Here is a 23,121-nt window from a genome sequence, read left to right as displayed (position 1 = left end):
CTCAGTTTTCTCGGTTTAAACTTACGTCACTTTAACGCGTTGGTGTATGTTAGTAACTTTATTTAGTATAGCACACAAATAAATTAATGCAAGGACTTTATTCAAAAATGCAATCTTTGGTGATTCTGTTTTTATCCTTTTTCGCAGGGAAAGCAAAGTCTTAGGATAATTTTATCCTAAACAAGCGAAATATAGCCCAAAAGATACAACTTTCTGGAACTTTGTATCTTTTAGGCCTAAATTGTTGATTTCTGGATAATTTTTAGCTCAGATCCTCGCCGTTAGTCTCGATGACCTTCTTGTACCAGTAGAAGGAATCCTTTCTGTATCTCGCAAGATCCTTCATGTCAAACTCATCTCTGTTGACATATATAAAGCCGTATCTCTTGGTGATTCCCTCGTGGGTGGACACGAGATCAATTGCTGACCAAGGACAGTAACCCATCATCTCTGCGCCCTCGTCTGCTGCCAGCTTGATCTGCTCTATATGCTTTCTTAAGTACTCTATACGATAGTCGTCGTGTACCTTGCCGTCCTCTGTGAGCTTGTCATATGCGCCAAGACCATTCTCTGTCACGATCATAGGAAGGTGATATCTGCTGTACATCTCTCTTATAGTTGCCCTGAAGCCGTCAGGGTCTATCTCCCAGCCAAACTCTGTGCGAAGAAGATTTGGATTTGGATACGCCTTGTATACCCCCGGCTCAATACCGGCTGATTGCTGATCCTTTTTTTCTGAGTCCGTCACAGCAACCGGGCTGTCATCCCACTCAACCGTTGCAGTGTTATAATAATTGAAACCTATAAAATCAGGCTTTGCCTGCGCCATGATATCCATATCTCCAGCCTCAATAACAGGGATAGCGTCATGCTCTTCAAGGAACTTCCACACCAGGTCGTTGTATCTTCCATACACTGCCATATCAAGGTAAAGCCAGTTTCTTATCGCGTTGAAGTTCTGTGCTGCCAGGACATCCTTCGGCTTACATGTGGCAGGATATACCAGTGAAATATTTGGTGCAGGACCAATCTTTGCACCAGGACACATCTCATGGAGAAGCTTCATGGCCTTTGCCTGAGCAAGGAGCATGTGGTGATTCTCCTGATAAAGCTTCTTGTATTTATTTGTCACGCCCTCCATGTTGCAGGTTCCGATCACGTCACCCACAAGTGTGAGCATGTTCTGCTCATTGATAGTCAGCCAGTACTTTACTCTGTCGCCATAATTTGTGTAGAGAAGCTTTGCAAATTCAACAAACTCGTCAACACTCTCTCTTCTCGACCAGCCACCTTTTTTCTCAAGAGCCGCAGGAAGATCAAAATGGAACATTGTGACAAGCGGCTCGATTCCGTACTTGAGGCACTCATTTATCACATTGTTGTAGAAGTCAATTCCCTCCTGGTTGACTCTGCCGGTTCCCTCTGGGAGGACTCTGCTCCACGCGATGGAGAATCTGAATGTCTTGAATCCCATCTCAGCCATGAGGGCTATGTCCTCTGCATATCTGTGATAAAAATCAGCACACACATCCAGCTCACTTGTTCCCGCTGGAACTGTCTTGATGTCCTGCACACTTGGGCCCTTGCCGTGTGACAGATTGGCGCCCTCAACCTGATATGCGCTTGTTGATGCTCCCCAGAGGAAATTCTCCGGAAGTCCATGTTTCTTTGTGATTATCATAATTTTCCCTCCATGGATTTACATTTTCAATAGTATTTATAAAAGAGATGAACCATCTGTTCCAGTTCATCTCCATCTTACGTTTGTTTTATTGCGATTTTATTTCACGCCCTCATACTTCTGCTTATAGTTGTACAACGCGCCAAGAAGATTCGAATCATTGCGGAACTTGCATGTGTCGATAACCATGCCATCGTAGGTCTTTGTAATCTTTCTTATCTTGTCCACATACTTCTTAACCCCCGGAACAAAGTTCGGATTGGCACTCATTCCACCTCCGATAAGTATGACATCCGGATCTATCGTCATGTACAGGTTACAGCAGAGCTTTGCTATGGAGAAGTATGAGTCCTCAACCATATCTATGATCTCCTGATTGCCCTCATCTATCCATTGATATACCATCTCACCGGTCACCTCTTCTGGCTTCATATGCATTATCTTGGATGCCTTGTATGTAATGGAGCTTGCAGTACATGTTGAGGTTACCATGAACGGGTTATATTCAAATGTCTCCTCAACAGTCAGCTCTTCACAGCATCTGACATTATCAGCTTCTTCCCTTGTCATGTTCATGAGGGCATATGACAATTCACCTGCCAGAAGTCTCTTGCCTCTGTGGATCTTTCTGTCAATGATTATTCCACCGCCGATTCCTGTACCCACGACAACGACTACTGCATTTGTAGCCGTACTGGCATTGCCCAGCCACAACTCTGCGAGAGCCGCACATTTGCCATCGTTCTCAAGGGCTACAGACACACCGCCGCATGCCTCTGATATGAGATCACCAAGATGTGCACCATCAAGATACTTGATCCCGCCACCGCCGTACACTATGCCGCGCTCGACATCTATCTGTCCAGGAAGCCCCATGGCAATTCCTGTTATGTCACAGTCCAGTACCTTCTCGTCATACACCTTCTTGATCTGCGCCACAAATGCCGGAGTTCCAGCCTCGGCATATCTGTCGGTTGGAGTCTTACCCTTTCCCGATATATTGCCCTCATCGTCCATTAACGCATACTTTATAAATGTTGCCCCTACATCAAATACTAAATACATAAGTCCCTCCTGTTTTCTCATTACCCATTGCTTTTTCTTTCTATATATATTTTTATATTCACCTTGTCACTCTCGTTCTCTCCACTGCGTCCTTCCAGCCTGCAAGGAGCGTCTCCCTCTTATCTTCGGTTATCCCCGGCTCAAATCTTCTGTCGGCCTTCCAGTAGCCCTTGATCTCATCCAGACTGTCATAGTAGCCAACAGCAAGTCCAGCCAGATATGCAACACCCAGAGCCGTTGTCTCCGTGATCACAGGCCGCACTATCTCGGCATTCTCTATATCTGCCTGGAACTGCATCAGGAAGTTGTTGGCGCTGGCGCCGCCGTCCACTCGAAGGCTTGTGATAGGAAGTCCTGCATCCATCTCCATAGCCGCAAGAACATCCGATGTCTCATATGCCAGCGATTCGACTGTCGCCCTGACAAAGTGCGCCTTATTTGTTCCCCTTGTAAGGCCGAACACTGCCCCTCTGGCGTACGCATCCCAGTAAGGAGCGCCAAGTCCCGTAAATGCAGGTACCACATATACACCATTACTGTCCGGCACAGACAGAGCAATGCGCTCAGTGTCCGCTGCATTGTCTATGAGCTTCATCTCATCCCTGAGCCACTTGATGGCTGCTCCAGCCACAAACACACTTCCCTCAAGCGCATAGCTGACTTTTCCGTCAAGTCCTATGGCTATAGTGGTGAGAAGTCCCTGCTGCGAGTCAACTGCCTTATCCCCCGTATTCATGAGGAGGAAACAACCTGTTCCGTAGGTGTTCTTCACATCACCGGCCTCAAAGCAGCACTGTCCGAACAGCGCAGCCTGCTGATCTCCGGCAACTCCCGCTATAGGCACCTCACCGCCAAATATCTCCCTGTCCGTGTATCCGTATATCTCACTGGAATTTCTCACTGCCGGAAGCATGCTCTCCGGGATGTTGAACTTTGCAAGCAATTCCTTGTCCCACTCCAGTGTATGAATGTTGAAAAGCATGGTACGCGACGCGTTTGTGTAGTCCGTTGCGTGAACTCTTCCGCCTGTGAGCTTGTATATAAGCCATGTGTCAACGGTTCCGAACATCAGCTCCCCCGCCTCTGCGCGTTCCCTGGCTCCAGGCACATTATCAAGTATCCACTCTATCTTCGTTGCAGAGAAATACGGATCTACTATCAGTCCCGTTTTCTCTCTTATCACCTTGTCATATTCTTCAGCCTTAAGCTGCTCTATCCTGTCCGCAGTTCTCCTGCACTGCCACACTATGGCATGGTACACCGGATTGCCGGTCTTTCGATCCCACACTATGGTTGTCTCTCTCTGGTTGGTAATTCCTATTGCGGCTATGTCCTCGGTGCGGATTCCCATGGTCTCCCTCGCCTCCATCATCACCGACATCTGGGTTGCCCATATCTCCATAGGGTCATGCTCCACCCATCCGTTATTCGGGAAATGCTGGGTGAACTCCTTCTGTTTCACTGAGCATATCCTGCCTTCCTTATCAAATATTATCGCCCTTGAGCTGGTCGTTCCCTGATCCAGCGCCATTATATAATCTGCCAAATTGCCCTCCTATTAACGCGGACGCTCGGTTCTAGTGTTTTGCAACCAAACTGATGGGTATGCCTTCTCAGGGGACGCTCCCGCTCGTTTCGCCCTGCAGCGGTACTAAGATGCTGCTTAGCGCACCATCTAAGGACCGGCGGGCTCAAATGCCCCTGCGAAGGCATACCCATCAGCTTGGTTTATATACACTGTTAAGCCTCGCTGTTCTCCGTAATTATGTATGGTCCGTCGGGCAATTTTGCCCTGACAAACCTTTTTTCCTTCTTCCTTTTAAGTATCTATCAAATAAGCCAGAATCAAATAGTTCAGCTTAATTGTTTTGATCAAATTTTCTCAATCGTTTTTCAGATAATTCTCTCTCAGATGTTCGTTCACCCTCTCAACCTCTGCCTTGAAGTCTCTTGAGGACATGCGGATTGCACCCTGGCCCATGGTGACTATCTGCTCCAGTCCGTCCGATGTGACCACAGTGACCTTGTGCTTTCTCGCAAGCTCATGTGTGAGCTTTTCTATATGCGCATCCGCGGTCTCACCCTCCTTGGTGTACACCACCTCTATATCATCATAAGGGAATCTCTCGCCCTTGTTGTCCTTCACCTTGTAGCCGTCAAATACCACTATTAACTTACAGTTCATATATCCCTGATAGTTTGACAGTATGTCCATGAGCTTACCTCTGGCGGAGTCTATGTTGTGCTCCGACAGTTCCCGAAGTGTATCCCATGCAAATATGACATTGTAGCCATCCACTATGACATAGTCCTCGCCGTTTTTCCTGCGCTTGAACGCTCCAGGCGTGGCTATACCTCTATCAGCGGGTCTGCTGCCCACAAGCGGTCCATTTCCGGGCTGCCTGTCTCTGGACTGACTCTTATTATACTGTCCATTTACTTTATACTCAGATGTAGTTCTCCTGAATCTTCCGTTCAGTGCCACATCCTTATCCTTGTAATCTCCGCCAAATGTCCTTGCAAATATCTCGCTGAGCTCCTCATCTGTTATGGACATCTCCGATACACTCTTTCCCGGCCTGTTCACCGGAATATCCATAGCATAGCCATCTTCCGTGTAGCCAAGCTGGCCCGAGATCTCAAATCCCGGATCCTCCTTCACATGCATGTTCTCATACACATCATACCAGTCCACCAGATAACCTGCACCATGGGCACAGAATACCGATGAAGATGGATTAAACCTGTCAAGCTCAGGATCATAGTGTCTCTCAGCCAGAACCTCTTCGGTGTTGTGGCACGGCTGATAGCCGTCTATATCCACCTGAAGCCTGCCTGTACCTCTGGAAAATGCTGTGAGTTCACTGTAATACTCTCTCATGGTATATACCGGGGCATGTCCCGTGATGACTGTCGTCTCACCGGATATCTCCTGACCATCCATAGTTCCGCTCATCTTCACTATGTCTGCAAGAACCCTTCCGGCATACTCCTGTGGTACCTCTATTTTAAATGCATACACAGGTTCCAGCAAGACACTTTCCGCCATCATAAGGCCCTGTCTCACCGCCCTGTATGTCGCCTGTCTGAAATCTCCACCCTCAGTGTGCTTCTGATGTGCGCGCCCCGCAGTGATGCTTATCTTCATATCCGTGATTGGCGATCCCGTAAGCACTCCCCTAAACTCACGCTCCTGAAGATGGGTGAGTATCAGTCTCTGCCAGTTCTTATCCAGTACATCCTCGCTGCAAATGCTGTCAAAGCACATTCCACTGCCATTTTCCATAGGTTCAAGCAACAAATGTACCTCTGCGTAGTGCCTGAGCGGTTCAAAATGTCCTACACCCATGACTGGAGCCGCGATCGTCTCCTTGTATGATATCCTGCCCTGTCCGTATGTGATGGCAATTCCAAACCTGTCTCTTACCATCTGAGCCACTACCTCAAGCTGTACCTGCCCCATGACCTTGATGTATATCTCTCCTGCAGTCTCATTCCACTGCACCTGGAGCTGGGGATCCTCTTCCTCAAGCAGTCTGAGCTTTGACACCATCGTGATCGCATCCACATCAGTCGGGTACATGACCTTATAGCTGAGAACCGGCTCCAGACTTGGGAGCTCTCCATCCGGGCAGGCACCGATTCCCTGTCTGCCGTAGGTATTCACCAGTCCCGGAACAGCACAGACACATCCGGCGGGAACCTGGGTTACCATGTCGTACTTTGCACCGGAGTACACCCTTATCTGGTTGACCTTCTCATGGCTCTCCTCCCCCTGACTGTTTCTGAGCGTCAGCACATCCTTGAGCTTCAACACTCCTCCAGTGACCTTCATGTAGGTAAGTCTCTCGCCCTTATCGTCACGTCCTATCTTGAACACTCTGGCGCCAAATTCTTCCCCGCGCACAGGTTCCACTACATATCTGTTCATGCCGTCAAGAAGCTCTGACACGCCCTCATTCTTGAGTGCAGAGCCAAAGTAACATGGGAACAGCTTTCTGCCCGCAATGGCATTTACCACGTCCTGTTCATCATTTGCCCCAGTCTCAAGAAAATGTTCAAGCATGGCCTCATCGCACATGGCGATCTGCTCTCCTGAATCTTCACATAAAAAATCGACACAGCCATCACTCAGTCTGTGTCTGATATTGTCCATGAGGTAATCTCTGTCATAGCCAGTCATGTCCATCTTATTGACATATATAAATACAGGAATCCCATATCTCTCAAGCAGCTTCCACAGGGTCTCCGTGTGGCTCTGCACTCCGTCCATACCGTTGATGACCAGAACCACATAATCAAGAACCTGCAATGTTCTTTCCATCTCTGTTCCGAAATCCACATGTCCCGGAGTGTCAAGCAAAGCTATATGCATATCAGCATATGCAAGCTCTGCCTGCTTGGAAAATATCGTGATCCCCCTGTCCTTTTCCTGACTGTCCGTATCTAGATATGTATCCTGATGATCCACCCGCCCAAGCTTTCTTATCTGTCCTGCCTGATAGAGCATCGCCTCCGACAGGGTGGTCTTACCCGAATCAACGTGGGCCAGTATGCCCGCGACTATTTTCTTCATATGTATCTTTTTCCCTTCACCAGCCGATATATATCACCTGCCATGCATCTTGCTGACCATTGATATATATCGGTTCTTTATAAACTCATTTATCGGTTCAGCTATGAGTCTGTATCCGCCAAGCTATCGCCATCCGGGATTCCCTGTTTTTCATTCTGCGCCGCCTTATATCTCTTGAACCTCTTGAAGAATATGGCTGTAAATGCACCTATGATAAAAGGGAACATGAATGTGGCAAATCTATAGAGAAGTGCCATGGCTCCGGCTGCAGCAGAACCAACAAGTCCCGAATAGATCGCTGTCATAACAAGCTCACTTGATCCGATTCCTCCCGGCATAGGAATGACTGCCGCCAGCATGACACTCATGGCTGTTATACCTATTGACGTGACAATATTCATATCACACAAGTTGTGACACACTATATAAGGTATGGCAAACCAGCACGCGAACTTACATATATCAAGCAGCATGACTACCACTATAAGCCACGGTTTCTTAAGTACAACCCTGGTGGCATCCTCCATCATAGCTGTCTGCCCACTTAAACTGTCAATCTGCTTTGCAAATCGTCCTTTAAACAAAGCATCAGCTTTTTCAAGAAGCCATCTGAGGAATCTGTGAAACGGCGGCCAGCACGCAAAGAGCACTATCGCCATCGTTATGAGTATGGTCGCTATAACGCCGAGGACAACATATGAACTGTATTTGCCAAATACTCCAAGCATATATTCTCTGTTCGCAAGAAACAATGCCACCGCCATAACACATATGGTCATCTTGTGTATCGCATAATCAATAGAGTACAGACCAAGCGCTTTCGACGGCTGTATTCTGCAGTGTTTCATGAACAATGTGGATGCCACTATGGTACCGCTCCCAAGCGTTGACACCCTGTAAAATGACACAAAATACGTCATAATATTTGCATCGAAAAATGTCATATTGTTCTCCACCTGTCGCATGAGGATAAACGTTATGCAGCTCTCTATCACTCCGTATAAAAGCGTCGCTCCGAGAATAGCTGCCACGACCACAGGACTTGTCTTTACAAGCTGCGACATTATAGGGCCTGCCATGTCACGGAACACATATATGATAAGTCCGACCAGCACCAGCACACACAACCATTTTATAAGTGTTTTCTGTCTATCTGATAGTTTTTTCATAGTCTTATATCCCTTTTCCCCTAATATCAATTCATTCAGATCAGTCTTATCCCAATCTGCCCACCATCTCAAATGCACCGGCAATTAGCGGCTGATCTCATCTTTCGTACAATAGATTAACAAGCTAAAGTGAAAAAAACAAGCATTTGTTATTTCATTCTGACATAATAGGTAGACTTGCCTGTACCGCCTCTGCCTATATCGCCCTCTTTTACGAGTTTTCTGAGTGCTCCCTCTACCGAACTGATGCTGAGAGACGGACAAAGTTCCATTATATCCTGCTTTGTAAACTTTCCTATTTTCAGCAGTATTGCTTTTCGCACCATCTCAATCGCCGGCAACTTTTCCTCTACGATTTCAAAGCGCTCCTCAAAATCCTTATAAGCAGCAAGTATCGTTCCAAGGAGATACTTTATAAACGGAATCACATCCTCCGTGCCCTCATGCCAGCCTGCCTGCGCTTTTCCAAGTGACTCATAATATAACTCCTTATTTCCTGCGATCTTAGCCTCAAGGGAAATATACTTTCCTACATAGAATCCACTTCTATATAACAAAAGCGTTGTGAGCAGTCTGCTCATTCTGCCATTGCCATCATTAAACGGGTGTATGCACAGAAAATCATGTACGAAAACAGGAATGACGATCAGCGGCTCCACCTCGAAATTACCGATCACCCTGTTGTATTCCCCACATATCCTGTCCAGCGCTTCCGGTGTCTCAAATGGAGCCATCGGCGTGAACAGGACTTCCGTTTGCCCATCATGATAAGTTGCGCTGATATAATTCTGCACAGTCTTTGTCCTTCCTGCAAATGGGTTATTCATATGACTGTACAACATCTTATGCAGCTGAAGTATATAATTCTGAGTTATAGGTATTGCATCAAAGCTTTCATGTATAACCCCCAGCACATCCCTGTAACCTGCTATCTCTTCCTCGGCTCTGTTCTTCGGTGTGGTCTTCTCCTCAACCAACTGCTTTATTCTTGTATTTGTTGTGACTATACCCTCTATAGCATTGGACGCCTCCGTGCTCTGGATCTTTGCTATCTCCACAAGCTTATCCAGTTCATCCGGACGCTGTCTTAAATACAGTTCCTGTTTACCTGCATATCTATATATTGCAGCTATGAGTCCAAGCACTTCAGAATCCCATTTTTCTTCTTTTATTTTACTGTAATTAAAAGTTCTCATTCCCTTAATTTACTCCTTTTCCCTTAAATATTAGCATATTTTAAGGGAAAGTCAACCCAATTAAGGGCATTTCCCCTCAAAGTTCTATCAGTTTTAAGGTTATCCAATTGTATACTATTTATGCAGCTAATTAAGGGTACTTTCAAAAAAAGCCACCACATCAAAACACGATGTGGTGGCTTTTTCATATAAATTCTATATCACAGCAATTACTATATATCCATTTAGCCGAATAACGGAGTTGAGTAATATCTGTCTCCACTGTCTGGAAGAAGTACTACGATATTCTTGCCTGCATACTCAGGGCGCTCTGCGATCTGCTTTGCTGCAAAGTAAGCTGCACCTGATGAGATTCCTACGAGGATTCCCTCTGCTGATGCGATCTCCTTTGCTGCTACAAATGCGTCATCATTCTCAACGGCGATGATCTCGTCATATACCTTTGTGTTAAGTGTGTCAGGAACAAATCCTGCACCGATTCCCTGTATCTTGTGTGCTCCTGAAACGCCCTTTGAGAGGACTGGTGATGTGGCAGGCTCAACGGCGATGACCTTTACATCTGGATTCTTCTCCTTCAGATACTCGCCAACGCCTGTGATAGTTCCACCTGTTCCGATACCGGCTACAAATACATCTACCTTGCCGTCTGTATCCTCCCAGATTTCAGGACCAGTTGTGAGTCTGTGTGCCTTTGGATTGGATGGATTTACGAACTGTCCAGCTACAAAGCTGCCAGGGATCTCCTTTGAAAGCTCATCAGCCTTTGCGATGGCTCCCTTCATTCCCTTTGTTCCGTCTGTGAGAACTATCTCAGCACCGTATGCCTTGATGATGTTACGTCTCTCAACGCTCATGGTCTCAGGCATAACGATGATCGCCTTGTAACCCTTGGCTGTTGCTATGGATGCAAGACCGATACCTGTGTTACCTGATGTAGGCTCGATGATGGTTGCACCCGGCTTAAGTGTTCCATCCTTCTCAGCATCCTCGATCATCTGGAATGCGATTCTGTCCTTTACACTTCCTGCTGGGTTGAAATACTCAAGCTTTGCAAGGATATTTGCCTTGAGATCATTCTTCTTCTCTATGTTTGAAAGCTCCAGAAGTGGAGTCTTACCTATAAGCTCTGCTGCACTCTTATATATATTACTCATATTATCGTACCATTACCTTTCCTGATATTTATTATGTTCACTATTTGTAGTCTTCTCTTATATTCATTATTTATATCGATTACTCCTGGATTGCCTTGAATGCCTCGTCAAGATCCTCGATGATATCGTCTATGTTCTCAGTACCGATTGAAAGTCTGATCGTGTTCTGCTTGATTCCCTGATCGATAAGCTCAGCCTCATTCAGCTCTGAGTGAGTTGTTGATGCCGGGTGGATAGCCAGTGACTTAACATCAGCGACATTTGCAAGAAGTGAGAATATCTCCAGATTGTCAATGAACTTCTTGGCTGTCTCTGCGTCACCCTTGATCTCAAATGTGAAGATTGAACCACCACCGTTAGGGAAGTACTTCTTGTACAGTCTCTGCTGCTCAGGATCTGTTGAAACTGAAGGATGGTTTACCTTCTCAACAAGTGGATGATTGTTCAGGTACTCAACTACCTTGAGTGCATTTGATACATGTCTCTCAACACGGAGTGACAGTGTCTCAAGTCCCTGAAGGAATATCCATGAGTGTATTGGTGAGATCGTAGCACCTGTGTCACGGAGGAGAATAGCTCTGATCCTTGTGACAAATGCTGCAGGACCTGCTGCGTCTACAAAGCTTACACCGTGGTAGCTCTCATTTGGCTCAGTGAGCTGTGGGAACTTGCCTGATGCCTTCCAGTCGAAGTTACCGCTGTCGATGATGACACCACCGATAGTTGTTCCGTGTCCACCAATGAACTTTGTCGCTGAGTGAACTACGATGTCCGCACCGTACTCGATAGGTCTTACAAGGTATGGTGTTGCAAATGTGCTGTCGATAACAAGCGGAATCTTGTGTGCGTGAGCGATCTTTGCTATTGTCTCGATATCTGAAACCTCTGAGTTAGGATTTCCAAGGACCTCAATGTAGAGGGCCTTTGTGTTCTCCTGGATAGCATCCTCAAATGCCTGTGGATCAAGTGGATCAACGAATGTTGTATCTACATTGTAATCCTTGAGTGTATGTGCAAGGAGATTGTATGTTCCGCCGTAGATATTCTTTGCTGCTACGATGTGGTCTCCTGCAAGTGCAAGGTTCTGAATTGTATATGTAACTGCTGCTGCGCCTGAGCCAACTGCCAGTGCTGCAACGCCACCCTCGAGGGCCGCGATTCTTCTCTCAAATACATCCTCTGTTGGATTTGTAAGTCTTCCGTAGATGTTGCCGGCATCCTTGAGTGCGAATCTGTCAGCTGCATGCTGTGAGTTGTGGAATACGAATGATGATGTCTGGTAGATTGGTACCGCTCTTGCATCCGTAACCGGGTCTGCTGTCTCCTGTCCTACGTGTAACTGTAATGTCTCAAACTTTAAATTTCTCTCTGCTCTTGTCTTCTTTGCCATGATCTTATTCTCCTTAAATTCAAATATTTTATCTGTCATGCGCACCTGCCCATTCATCTTGTCATGTATATGAGCTCATGTGGCATTATACTCTTCTTTATTATTCTCTGTCTATTATGTATGATCTGTTATTTATATCTGTGTCATGATTATTTGTTCTGTGTTCGCTTTAACAGCAGCAACACATGACTTCTATGCAACACATTCGTCTGTCTTCATTAAGGTACTGCGGTTTAAATGTCCTTCCCAGCATATCAACACCTCTTTCTCGATTTTCGTCTTTGAACTTTGACTTGATCGTATCATTTCTGTGATTATTTTTACTTTTCACAGAATTCCTACTCGGAAACTATGAATTAAGCATAGCTGTATATTACAGCCTAATTCCCACTTTGTCAATAGGTTTTTTATGAATTATCTTGATTGTTTTTTTTCAGATGTTATAATAGACGTGTAAATGATGTGAAATCATCAGTAAATACAGGCATTTGGGAGGTTTATATTATGAAAGTATCCACAAAAGGGCGTTACGCTCTGCGTTTTCTTATAAATATAGCATCGAGGACAGACGGCAAGCCAGTGAGCATCAAGGATGTTGCCGCACAGGAGGAAATATCCGAGAAATACCTTGAGCAGATCACTTCTGTGCTGAACTCCGGCGGGCTGGTGAAGAGCACCAGAGGTCCACAGGGAGGTTATCTTCTCCGAAAAGCCCCTGAAGACATAACAGTTGGAATGGTTTTAAGGCTCACTGAGGGCGGCATATCTCCTGTTGCGTGCCTTGATGCAGATGAATTCCAGTGCGAACGCGAGGCAAGATGCTCCACCATAGGTCTCTGGCGCAGACTGGACAAAGCGATCCGGGACGTGGTAGACACCACCACCATCGCTGACCTTGTGGCAGAAAGACCTGAGGCGGCAGATAACTATTGCATTTAAATCATATATACATGCTTTTGTTATATTTTTTATACTTTTGACTTCAACAGCCGTATGACCTTCTCAACATACGGCTTTACACCATCCCCAGGGAACACATCTTCCGGCATCTCAAATCCGTGTTCCTCACGGTACATATAATACCTGTTATCTATGTATTCACCATATTTTTCACAGAGATCATATACCTCCATGGTTCCGAAATCATCCAGCATCGTCACCGTCTTCACAAGTATGCTGTCACAGAAATCCTCGGCTATCTCCTCCACACCCATACACAACATTTCCTCGGTGGGGCTTTTTTTATCTATGGAATATATCTGATCCATATACAGCATTTCACCACTTCCCAGGTCAATACTGCCAGCATCGCCATCTATAGACCATACCATCGCATTATATTCCTCTGTCAGCTTTTCGCCTCTAAAATCCCAATATTTGATACTGGCCAGCTCTTCGCCTTCGGTGACAAGCTCAAAGCTGTTCTCCAGGCACATCAGAACTTCGCCATCAATTTTCTTGTTATGCTTTTCTCTATCCCGGCGAAGTTTCAGCCGGTGATTATACAAGTCCTCAGCGTTTTCTATGAATCTCGTAGCGCATATATACAGACTGCGGATATCTTCCCTGTTCAGGCCGGTCAAACGGTAAAATTGAGCGATTCCAGAATCCACACCACAATTAGTTCCTATCTCCAGCTCATACCGATCCGGCTTGTCACACTCCGGGGATCTCTTTATCCTTCTGAGAACATATCCATCCTCCACATGTGTCCCCTCCGTCCCAAGACACAGCACTTTTTCGTACGGATCTCCGCTATTATTCCTCACGATCTGGGCATCTTCCATGTCTGAATCAAGTATAGTCCGTATATCCGCCTTGAGCTGCCGGACATTCGGGAAGTCGTATGCCGCCGCATTTATCAGAGTCTCCCACACCTCTCTATCGTTTTCTTCGTTATCTCCAGCCTTATCCTTTTCTGTATTTTCCAGGTTATTTCTCTTGCTTACAAGGAGCTGCATATGATAGTCAAATGACAGTATTTTATTCTCCCCATTCTCAATGTCGAGTATATTATCTCCGTTCACGGCCTCCATATCCGGGTGTGTATAACAGAGCTTATATGTGCCATTCGTCCAGCAGAAAATATCGTTAAAAAGATGACTGAGATAATCATCGTCATGCTCGCAGCCACTCTCACGTATAAACTTATATCCCTGTCTCATATCCTATGCCTCCTCACATTATGCATTTATTTACAAAAATAATACCCTGTCCTTGCGGACAGGGTAAGTGAACCTGTGGTGTAAAATTTTCACTCTTACTTGTGAGCCATTGTCTTGATCTCTGTGTCGATCTTCTGTACGAACTCGTCAAGTGGAAGAACTGTTGTGTCAGCCTCACCGTGAAGTCTGTATGATACTGTTCCGTTCTCAGCCTCATTGAATCCGATTACGAGAAGGTATGGAACCTTCTGAACCTGACCCTCACGCATACGATAACCAAGCTTCTCTGCTCTGTCGTCGAGCTCTACACGAACGTCGATGGCATCAAGGGCATCAACAACCTTATGAGCATAAGCCATGAGATCCTCGTTGTCTGTCTTGACAGGCATAACTCTTACCTGTACAGGTGCAAGCCATGTTGGAAGATTGCCCTTTGTCTCCTCAAGGATGTAAGCCATGAATCTGTCGAGAGATCCAAGGATAGCTCTGTGGAGAACTACAGGTGTCTTCTTCTCGCCGTCCTTGTCGATATACTTCAGATCGAACTTGGCTGGCAGACAGAAGTCGAGCTGACATGTCGAGAGCGTATACTCATTTCCTACGGCCGGCTTAACATTTACATCAAGCTTTGGTCCGTAGAATGCAGCCTCACCGATCTCCTCTGTGTAATCGATTCCTATATCATCAAGAACTTTTCTGAGTGCATTCTCTGCTTTGTTCCACATCTCATCGTCATCGTGATACTTTACCTTGTCCTCTGGGTCACGGAGTGACAGTACGCATCTGTAATCTGTGATTCCGAAATCCTTGTATGTGTCAAATATGAGCTTGACAACTCCTGCAAACTCTTCCTCGATCTGGTCTGGTGTCACAAATATATGTGAATCGTTCTGACAGAAGTGTCTTCCTCTCTCAATACCCTTGAGTGTACCACTTGCCTCAAATCTGAAGTCGTGTGCGATCTCAGCGATCCTGATAGGAAGATCCTTATATGAGTGCATCTTGTTTGCATATATCATCATGTGGTGCGGGCAGTTCATTGGACGAAGTACAAATGACTCTCCCTCCATCTCCATTGCCGGGAACATGTTGTCCTTGTAGTGATCCCAGTGACCTGATGTCTTGTAGAGGTTTACTGTACCTACACAAGGTGTCATAACGTGGAGGTAGCCAAGCTTTCTCTCCTTGCGCTTGATGTAGTTCTCAAGCTCCTGCCATACTGTATATCCCTTTGGAAGGAACATTGGAAGTCCACGTCCTACAAGGTCATCGACCATGAAGAGCTGCATGTCCTTGCCGATCTTTCTATGGTCTCTCTCCTTTGCCTCCTCAAGTAACTGAAGATGCTCCTCAAGCTCCTCCTTTGTAGGGAAGCACACACCGTATATTCTCTGGAGAACCTTGTTCTTGCTGTCGCCCTTCCAGTAAGCTCCTGAATGTCTGATGAGCTTGAAGTTACGGCAAAGCTTTACATTGTCTACGTGAGGTCCACGGCAGAGGTCTGTGAAATCACCCTGCTCATAGCATGTGATCGTTCCATCCTCAAGTCCATTTATAAGATCGAGCTTGTACTCGTCATCCTTGAACATCTCAAGAGCTTCTTCCTTGGATATCTCCTTGCGGATGATCTTCTTGCCGCTCTTGGCAATCTTCTTCATCTCTTTCTCGATGGCTGCGAGATCTTCCTCGCCTCTGATAACGTCATCGCCGAGATCTACATCATAGTAGAATCCTTCTGCAACTACCGGTCCTACCCAGAACTTTGCCTGTGGGTACAAATGCTTGATAGCCTGTGCCATAAGATGTGCACAGGAATGATTCAGTGTCTTAAGCTGTTCGTCTTCTTTGAAATTAACCATGTCAGTTCTCCTTCTTACTTCTTATAAAGTGAAAATAAATTGCATGTAACAACTAAAAAAGCACCCTTAGATATAATCTATCTAAGGGTGCGTATGCACGTTTCCACCTTAACTTTTAACTCAATTATGCCTTTAACGCAGCTACGCGGTGACGCTTATATCGCGCACGGCTCGGGAGTGGTCTTCATGTGATATATCATAAGCTGCTCCCACCATATGTTCTGGCTCACGTCTGATTCATATCTGAGTCCGATTCACATATGCAGCTCTCTCTGGATGCATCCACCACACTACTCTTTCCGTCTATGCCTTTATCTTATCTGCCACCTAGTGTAGCACGATATATTTTTTTTCACAATAGTATTTTTTATTTTTTTGCCTTTATTTTTTCAACCATTTTCAGCCTTTTTCAGCCAATCAAACAGCCAACAGACTTCTCTCTACCTCATCTCCATGGAAAGACTCATATCCTGGCCGTCCACCATAAGAGTTCCCATGCTGCCGCATACCACAGGCATCATCGGTGACAGATGTCCGAGATCCACATCCATCACGACAGGCACATTGTATTTTCCTATGATCCCCAGCACAGCCTGATACTGGTCAAGGCCCATCATCTCCTGTCCGAACTGCAGCGGTCTGCCGATCATAAAGCCCTTACAGTATCTGAACCATCCGCCGTTGTCCATCTGCCACATGGCTCGTCTTATGGACATGACGTTCAGATCACAGGACTCGAGGAACCAGATAAATCCATCATCCTTATATCTCTCAAGGAATTCGCCAACATGGTCAAACTTTGTTCCTATAAGGTTCACCAGACAGTCCATGCAGCCGCCTATCATTCGCCCGCTCACCTGGAACTTCTCAGGATAGCCCTTTATCACTCTTGGCTCTGTGATGTTGTATGGCAGGAATGGATGTTCCTCATCCCTGAGGGACTCCTTCTCCCATCCGTCATATCCGGCAAATGACAGCTTCTGCCCCTGAAGAACAGCCATGGCATCCGCAATCGATCGGTGCCACGGCTCTTGTCCAAATGCCGCCGCACACGGACCATATATGGACGCCGTATCGCACAATGTCGTGAGCAGGAATGTGAGATTTGTGTTGTCCGAATATCCCATAAACCACTTCGGATCTGCTGCCCTCAGTCTGTCAAAATCAACATAGTTAAGTATCTCGCACATGAGCTCTCCGCCGCCGCAGGATATGAGTGCATCGTTCTTCTCCGATGTGTAATAGTCATTTATCTCCTGACCGCACAGCTCCGGCTTGTTGCTGATTCCTATGCCTTCTCCGACATAACAGTTTGGCCCGATCTGTATACCAAACCCCATATTCCTGAAGTTCTCCTGCGCTCTGCCAAATGCAGTCTTATACGGCTCTGTATCACAGCCAAATGATGGCGCAACGAAACCTATCGCATCGCCCTTTTTTATAAATTTCGGAAATCTCATATATCATACACAGGTATTTCCTGCTTACCTCCTTCTTATCGTTTTATCATATTCAGCCATCCGGTCCAAATCTCCAGACATCATAAATTTCTACATCAGTTTTAATATCCACTCAACCACGAACACCGTCACACACGCCGCAGCAGCCACAACTATAAGTCCCTTCTGCTTTATTCCAAGTATGAGTGCAACCGCAAATCCACACACAGCGCTTATGACACTCTCCGTACTGTATAGTATAGACGGAAGTGTCAGCGCCGTGAGACATGAATACGGTACATAATAGAGGAATGAATTGACGAATCTGTTCTCTATCTTCTTGCGGAACGCCACCAGCGGCACCATTCTTATGAGGTAGGTGACGACCGCCATGGTTATTATATATATGTATATATTCATCACTGCACCTCCTCTTTCTCAGCTCCCACAGGGAAGAATATAGCTCCGATCACAGACGCTGCCACAGTGCTTATGATTATGGCGATTCCCGTCGATATGAATTTGAATATCGGAACGTAATACAGCACGCATGATATGACTGCCGCCACAAGCGCAACTATGGCAACCGGTCTCGATTTCTTAGCGACCGGCATGACTATGGCAACGAACATTCCGTAGAGTGCCAAGCTTAATGCGCTGCTGATGGACTTCGGAAGGATCCCGGATGCCACCGCACCGAACAGCGTTCCGCCCGTCCAGCCGACTATCGGAAGGAGCTGAAGTCCTATCATATACCCAAATGTCAATTCCTTCACATGGCCCATCGCCACCGCAAATATCTCGTCAGTATTTGCAAATGCTATTACGAGTCTCTCCTTGATTCCAACTGCCTCCCCAAGCTTCTGTGAAAGTGACAGGCTCATGAGAGAATATCTCAGATTGATTATGAACTGGGTGAGTATCATCTCAACCAGCGTTCCCCCTGCAAGGATAATCTTGAGTCCTGCAAACTGTCCCGCACTGGTTACATTTGTCAGGCTTATGATGACCGCCTGAAAACTTGTGAGTCCGCCCTTTACCGCCAGCAGACCAAAACTAAAACTTACTGCGAAATACCCCAGTGCTATCGGTATTCCATCCTTTAACCCTTTTCTAAATTCCATCTTAAATACTACTTCTTTCGTGACAAATTATGTTATCTCTTCCTTCTGCGTCCTCCGCAGTCGTAACACTTTACATACTTCCACACAAACCTGTCCTTGAACCCAAGGCCAAGATATGTGTATGCCCTTACCTTTGTATACAGCTTTCTGGCAGCCGCGATCTGCCTGTCATCCGGCTCAACGCGTCCGTATACAGCAGCCTGAACCCATTTTATAAACTCTGTGAACTCATCGCCCTTTATAAAGCTGCACGACTCCGTTACAGTGTCGGCATACTCCGTGTCGTTCTCACTGACGTTCTCTATGGCACCAGAAAACACCATCATATCATACATCGCCGTGGACATCTCGTATATAGCTGATATCCTGTTTCTTCCCACAAGCCTGCGTCTCCTGCGCGCAACTATCGTCCTTCTTCTGAAGATGACTGCGCCCCACAATATCAGTATCACGGCAAGCACAACAACGACTGTTCTGAACACTCTGTTCTGTACAAGCTCCGACAGACCATCCCCGGCATCCCCTGGTGATCCCGACTGCGCATCTCCACTGCCATCATTCGGGACATCGACCTGATTGCCATTTTCTCCTGTGCCATTTGAAGAATCACCATCCGTCTCCGTAGTGACTTCTGTATTCTCTGACATCTGGGTTGTCGAATCAGTTGTCGCCTCCGTTGTTACATCCGGACTTGAAGTCTCCTCAGAAGTCTCCGGCTCCTCTGTATCATCCGATGAATTGTCCGCAGTATTATCACCGCTGTAATCCGGTTCCTTCGGTATCCCCAAAGTATCCGCCCTGTCTCCAAGCGGTGTGGCATCCACGATCACCCAGTCACCGGCATCCTCACTGTACGCTTCAATCCACGCATGACTGTATTTATCCAGAACCACCGCACGGTATGTTCCATCCGACTGCTTTATCCACGCAGACGACGGCACCACATAACCTGTATTATACACGGTGGAGATTCCCAGTATCCTGAAGCCCACCGCCGCCGCAGAAGCAAAGTGAACACAATATCCCTCATGAACGTCATACATCGCACTGTTGACCGGATCCTCACCCTCGGTAAATTTCTTTGGTGCTGTGGTATATGACATATGCTGTCTTATATATGTCACCAGTTTGTCCATGACCGCATTGGAAAACTTCTTATCTGGCGCATATCCCTGTATCTCTGATTCGTATCTTGCAAATGTATCCTTATCATAATACACCATGACCTCATCATCAGGGATGTGTCCATCCGCCCTTCCGTGCCACGACCCATTCTCATATGTAACATAGCTTCTCGACTTGACGTAGAGATTTCCCTGAGGCTTATCCTCCCTGATTATCTCATCCACAACTTCATCACCGGGATTGACCTCAGAATCATCCACCTTATAGTAACCTGAATATCCTTTGTTACTTTCCCCCGACAGAAAATATTCCATGTTGTCCACCATGTCGAGCAGTTTCCCTTGTTCCTTCACACCTCTGTCGTATACGCTGTCATATACAAGAAGGGTGACAACAAGGCACGCGGCAAATACCGTCACAGGAACTGCAATGTTCCACACCACCGACAGCGGCTGTCCCATTCTCATGAGAACATATCTCGCCACGATAAGTGACAATACAGTAAGCACTACTCCGGGTGCACTCACAGGTACACTGAGTGTTGCGCCAGCAAGCATAAACAAAAATGCAAGTCCGATAGCTATCATCAGACTGTTACACCTGTATATCATATAAGTGGCAAAGAACATTGACACCGCCACTATAAAAAGCACAAATTCCGTCACAGCACTCACGCTGACATAGTCAAGATCTATGAGTCCTGTCTTTATCCCATAAACCTTTTTCAGATCATATGCTATGCTGTATACCATGCCCTTTCCTCCGGCATAGAGCAGCTTTCTTCTGGCAAGCCCCCAACCCAGCAACACAGTAACCGGAACCACAATATCCAGTATCCTCTGTTCTTTTCTCAAAATGTACCACAGAGAATAAACCAGTGCTATCACCAGACTTCCTATGATATACGCACCCACAAGATTGGTGGAGTCCATATATTTATTTATATCCGAGCTGTATGCGATATCGCCCACAAGGTATGTCATACCAAGCGACAACGCCCATACAGCCAGTCCCAAAACAACTCTCAATTCCACACCTCTGTAATTCTATGATGATGCCTGGAGAATCTACACCGTGATATAGGATTTTGCAAGATCCTCCTTTATGGTTTCAAATCCCACCTGAAAACTTTCATCTCCACACTCTATATTGCCATTCATGTCTATGTCGATGAAGCTTGTGAAATCCTCACCTCTGTATCTCTCTCTGTACATTCCTATCACATCGTAGCTGTCATTTGTCCTGGCATCCACATACGACAACCTTGCAGCGGCATCGTACACATCCTCCTCACGGACTATGCGGTATCTCGTTATGGACATCTCCTCCGGATCATACCACGCTATAAAGTGAGGGACTTTAACATCTATCAGTGAAAAGCTCACCGATACCATGGATTCCAGCGCAACAGACATTGCCTGTCCATAGTGACGGCAGTTTCTTCCATCGAGATCCATACAGATGATGACCGGACACGACAATGCCTTTGATGTATCCCTGACCATTATCTCATCCTGTCTGGCCGACAACTTCCAGTGGATACGGGTCATCCTGTCTCCAGGTCTGTACTCTCTCACCTGATACACCTCGGTCGAGTCATCGCTTCTCACATCCGAATAATATACATCACTGTCCGTCACAAAATCTCTTGTGTTCTTCGTGACCTCCACCGGAACGAGATAGCACTGAGGCAATACGTAAATGTACGCCGTTCCACCAACCTTTTTCCTGATTGAGAAAATATGGAAAGCATCATATATCCTGACGCCCGATGCCTTTATCTCGTATCTTCCGCTGACATCCAGCTTCATCTTTCCCACGCACTTTCCATACCTGTCATCTATCTGTTCAAATGTACTCTTCTTCTTTTTCTTCATACCCGGAGCAAGAACACTGAACACCGCTGCCACATGGGGTACCTGACCACCGGTGACAGATACCGCAAGTTCCGGACAAAATGTACTGTTCTTCTCAACCACAGGTATATTCATCTGCATCTTAACACTGGTTCTTATGTATCGCACGATCAGCCCGGCTATAAGACTCAGCATGACAGCAGTCATGATCACCGCTGCGAAAAAATATGATTTTTCTTTATTGATTATTCCTATATATACACATGCCCCTATCAGGACAATATACAATATTCCTCGTCTCATACGACATCCTACCACTACACGCTTCCAAATCTCATGCTACTTTTTCGCCGAACTTCTTCGTCTAACCGACGGTTTGTACACCCTCTCCATTATGTCCTTGAGCACAGCCTCCTGTGTTATGTGGTTCACCCTTGCCTTGGCACTTAAGACTATCCTGTGTCTTATGACGTCCGTCCACACCATCTGCACATCCTCAGGTATGACAAAATCTCTCCCGCTTATATATGCCCAGCTCTTCGCCATCTTGGTGAGGGCTATCGTTCCTCTTGGACTCACTCCTAGCTCAAGGCTTGGATTCTCTCTGGTTCCAACAACAAGCTGGCCTATATAAGAATACACGTCATCGCTGACCTTGACATGCTTTACTTCCTCCCTGATAAGCCGCAGCTCAGACGCACCTATTACAGGCTGTACATCCTGAAAGCCATCAGCGGAGGTTCTTCCCTTAACTATATCCAGCTCGCTCTCTATGGATGGATATCCCAGCTTAAGGCACACCATAAATCTGTCGAGCTGGGAATCAGGAAGAAGCTGTGTTCCGGCACTGCCGATAGGGTTCTCCGTGGCAATTACTATAAATGGATCCGGAACCTGATATGTCACTCCATCCACAGTCACATGTCCCTCCTCCATAACCTCGAGAAGTGCCGACTGTGTCTTTGGAGATGTTCTGTTTATCTCATCTGCGAGGAACAGATTGCACATAACAGCACCCGGTCTGTACACAAACTGATTTGTCGCCTTATCGTACATCGTAAATCCCGTTATATCTCCCGGAAGGACATCCGGTGTAAACTGGACTCTCTTGTTCTGGAGCCCCATTGCATTTGCAAATGCAAGAGCCATAGTCGTCTTGCCGACTCCCGGTACATCGTCCATGAGAATGTTACCGCCTGCGATTATCGCCGCCATTATCTTGGCAATACACACATCCTTGCCTATGACGACCTTCTTCACCTCATCTATAACGTCCATTACCTTGTCATTATAATTCATCTCGTTCTCCCATCCTTCAGATT

General features: G+C 46.3%; 17 protein-coding genes. 1 reads left to right on the top strand and 16 read right to left on the bottom strand.

Annotated features, from left to right (window positions below):
• Positions 1-262: 262 nt before the first annotated feature.
• The 8 genes from AB5150_RS12440 to AB5150_RS12405 all read right to left on the bottom strand — a co-directional run bounded on the left by AB5150_RS12440 (position 263) and on the right by AB5150_RS12405 (position 12,231).
• Positions 263-1,681, bottom strand: coding sequence for a glycoside hydrolase family 1 protein (locus tag AB5150_RS12440; protein ID WP_055224569.1), 1,419 nt, complete (start codon positions 1,679-1,681; stop codon positions 263-265).
• Between the two features lie 99 nt (positions 1,682-1,780).
• Complete coding sequence (locus tag AB5150_RS12435; RefSeq protein WP_055273877.1) at positions 1,781-2,746, bottom strand: ROK family protein; 966 nt, start codon at positions 2,744-2,746, stop codon at positions 1,781-1,783.
• Between the two features lie 58 nt (positions 2,747-2,804).
• On the bottom strand, positions 2,805-4,292 hold the full coding sequence (glpK, locus tag AB5150_RS12430) for a glycerol kinase GlpK (protein ID WP_161172246.1): 1,488 nt from the start codon (positions 4,290-4,292) through the stop codon (positions 2,805-2,807).
• A 336-nt stretch (positions 4,293-4,628) separates the two neighbouring features.
• Positions 4,629-7,322, bottom strand: coding sequence for a translation factor GTPase family protein (locus AB5150_RS12425; protein ID WP_055273881.1), 2,694 nt, complete (start codon positions 7,320-7,322; stop codon positions 4,629-4,631).
• Between the two features lie 101 nt (positions 7,323-7,423).
• Complete coding sequence (locus tag AB5150_RS12420) at positions 7,424-8,491, bottom strand: lysylphosphatidylglycerol synthase transmembrane domain-containing protein (protein ID WP_156337955.1); 1,068 nt, start codon at positions 8,489-8,491, stop codon at positions 7,424-7,426.
• 149 nt (positions 8,492-8,640) lie between these two features.
• Positions 8,641-9,687: a Fic family protein gene (locus AB5150_RS12415; RefSeq protein ID WP_055273885.1), complete on the bottom strand. Its 1,047-nt coding sequence runs from the start codon at positions 9,685-9,687 to the stop codon at positions 8,641-8,643.
• 224 nt (positions 9,688-9,911) lie between these two features.
• Positions 9,912-10,841, bottom strand: a complete 930-nt coding sequence (gene cysK / locus AB5150_RS12410; RefSeq protein ID WP_015534025.1) for a cysteine synthase A — start codon at positions 10,839-10,841, stop codon at positions 9,912-9,914.
• A 79-nt stretch (positions 10,842-10,920) separates the two neighbouring features.
• Positions 10,921-12,231: an O-acetylhomoserine aminocarboxypropyltransferase/cysteine synthase family protein gene (locus AB5150_RS12405; protein ID WP_022058096.1), complete on the bottom strand. Its 1,311-nt coding sequence runs from the start codon at positions 12,229-12,231 to the stop codon at positions 10,921-10,923.
• Between the two features lie 504 nt (positions 12,232-12,735).
• On the opposite strand from AB5150_RS12405, the gene AB5150_RS12400 reads away from it, so the two are divergent.
• Positions 12,736-13,170, top strand: a complete 435-nt coding sequence (locus AB5150_RS12400; RefSeq protein WP_015534027.1) for an Rrf2 family transcriptional regulator — start codon at positions 12,736-12,738, stop codon at positions 13,168-13,170.
• A gap of 29 nt (positions 13,171-13,199) precedes the next feature.
• Here the strand turns inward: AB5150_RS12400 and AB5150_RS12395 are convergent, their stop codons facing one another.
• From AB5150_RS12395 to AB5150_RS12360, 8 genes are all read right to left on the bottom strand, one after another.
• Positions 13,200-14,396, bottom strand: coding sequence for a hypothetical protein (locus AB5150_RS12395; protein ID WP_055147119.1), 1,197 nt, complete (start codon positions 14,394-14,396; stop codon positions 13,200-13,202).
• A gap of 95 nt (positions 14,397-14,491) precedes the next feature.
• A complete protein-coding gene (thrS, locus tag AB5150_RS12390) occupies positions 14,492-16,255 on the bottom strand; it encodes a threonine--tRNA ligase (RefSeq protein WP_055147116.1) in 1,764 nt (587 codons plus the stop codon).
• Positions 16,256-16,695: 440 nt separating this feature from the next.
• Entirely contained in the window at positions 16,696-17,715 is a 1,020-nt protein-coding gene (locus AB5150_RS12385) for a S66 peptidase family protein (protein WP_368291959.1), read from the bottom strand.
• Between the two features lie 90 nt (positions 17,716-17,805).
• Positions 17,806-18,114 (bottom strand): AzlD domain-containing protein, encoded by a 309-nt coding sequence (locus AB5150_RS12380; RefSeq protein WP_117874832.1) that lies wholly within the window; start codon positions 18,112-18,114, stop codon positions 17,806-17,808.
• A complete protein-coding gene (locus tag AB5150_RS12375) occupies positions 18,114-18,818 on the bottom strand; it encodes an AzlC family ABC transporter permease (protein WP_118758158.1) in 705 nt (234 codons plus the stop codon). The genes AB5150_RS12380 and AB5150_RS12375 overlap by 1 nt, the downstream gene beginning before the upstream one ends.
• A gap of 32 nt (positions 18,819-18,850) precedes the next feature.
• Complete coding sequence (locus AB5150_RS12370; RefSeq protein ID WP_368291957.1) at positions 18,851-20,971, bottom strand: transglutaminase family protein; 2,121 nt, start codon at positions 20,969-20,971, stop codon at positions 18,851-18,853.
• 39 nt (positions 20,972-21,010) lie between these two features.
• Positions 21,011-22,102: a DUF58 domain-containing protein gene (locus tag AB5150_RS12365; RefSeq protein WP_055224555.1), complete on the bottom strand. Its 1,092-nt coding sequence runs from the start codon at positions 22,100-22,102 to the stop codon at positions 21,011-21,013.
• A 36-nt stretch (positions 22,103-22,138) separates the two neighbouring features.
• Positions 22,139-23,098 (bottom strand): MoxR family ATPase, encoded by a 960-nt coding sequence (locus AB5150_RS12360; protein WP_015534031.1) that lies wholly within the window; start codon positions 23,096-23,098, stop codon positions 22,139-22,141.
• Positions 23,099-23,121 lie beyond the last annotated feature (23 nt).

It is taken from the genome of Coprococcus sp. RTP21281st1_F1_RTP21281_210402, from assembly GCF_040915325.1.
GTDB classification, from domain to species: Bacteria; Bacillota; Clostridia; order Lachnospirales; family Lachnospiraceae; genus Coprococcus; species Coprococcus aceti.
This window is presented reverse-complemented; position numbering and strand designations above follow the sequence as displayed.

Excerpts from the sequence above, each read along its gene's own strand:
- AB5150_RS12440 (WP_055224569.1), bottom strand. The coding sequence starts at position 1,681 with ATGATAATCACAAAGAAACATGGACTTCCGGAGAATTTCCTCTGGGGA.
- AB5150_RS12435 (WP_055273877.1), bottom strand. The coding sequence starts at position 2,746 with ATGTATTTAGTATTTGATGTAGGGGCAACATTTATAAAGTATGCGTTA.
- AB5150_RS12425 (WP_055273881.1), bottom strand. The coding sequence starts at position 7,322 with ATGAAGAAAATAGTCGCGGGCATACTGGCCCACGTTGATTCGGGTAAG.
- AB5150_RS12420 (WP_156337955.1), bottom strand. The coding sequence starts at position 8,491 with ATGAAAAAACTATCAGATAGACAGAAAACACTTATAAAATGGTTGTGT.
- AB5150_RS12415 (WP_055273885.1), bottom strand. The coding sequence starts at position 9,687 with ATGAGAACTTTTAATTACAGTAAAATAAAAGAAGAAAAATGGGATTCT.
- cysK (WP_015534025.1), bottom strand. The coding sequence starts at position 10,841 with ATGAGTAATATATATAAGAGTGCAGCAGAGCTTATAGGTAAGACTCCA.
- AB5150_RS12405 (WP_022058096.1), bottom strand. The coding sequence starts at position 12,231 with ATGGCAAAGAAGACAAGAGCAGAGAGAAATTTAAAGTTTGAGACATTA.
- AB5150_RS12400 (WP_015534027.1), top strand. The coding sequence starts at position 12,736 with ATGAAAGTATCCACAAAAGGGCGTTACGCTCTGCGTTTTCTTATAAAT.
- AB5150_RS12395 (WP_055147119.1), bottom strand. The coding sequence starts at position 14,396 with ATGAGACAGGGATATAAGTTTATACGTGAGAGTGGCTGCGAGCATGAC.
- thrS (WP_055147116.1), bottom strand. The coding sequence starts at position 16,255 with ATGGTTAATTTCAAAGAAGACGAACAGCTTAAGACACTGAATCATTCC.
- AB5150_RS12385 (WP_368291959.1), bottom strand. The coding sequence starts at position 17,715 with ATGAGATTTCCGAAATTTATAAAAAAGGGCGATGCGATAGGTTTCGTT.
- AB5150_RS12380 (WP_117874832.1), bottom strand. The coding sequence starts at position 18,114 with ATGAATATATACATATATATAATAACCATGGCGGTCGTCACCTACCTC.
- AB5150_RS12375 (WP_118758158.1), bottom strand. The coding sequence starts at position 18,818 with ATGGAATTTAGAAAAGGGTTAAAGGATGGAATACCGATAGCACTGGGG.
- AB5150_RS12365 (WP_055224555.1), bottom strand. The coding sequence starts at position 22,102 with ATGAGACGAGGAATATTGTATATTGTCCTGATAGGGGCATGTGTATAT.
- AB5150_RS12360 (WP_015534031.1), bottom strand. The coding sequence starts at position 23,098 with ATGAATTATAATGACAAGGTAATGGACGTTATAGATGAGGTGAAGAAG.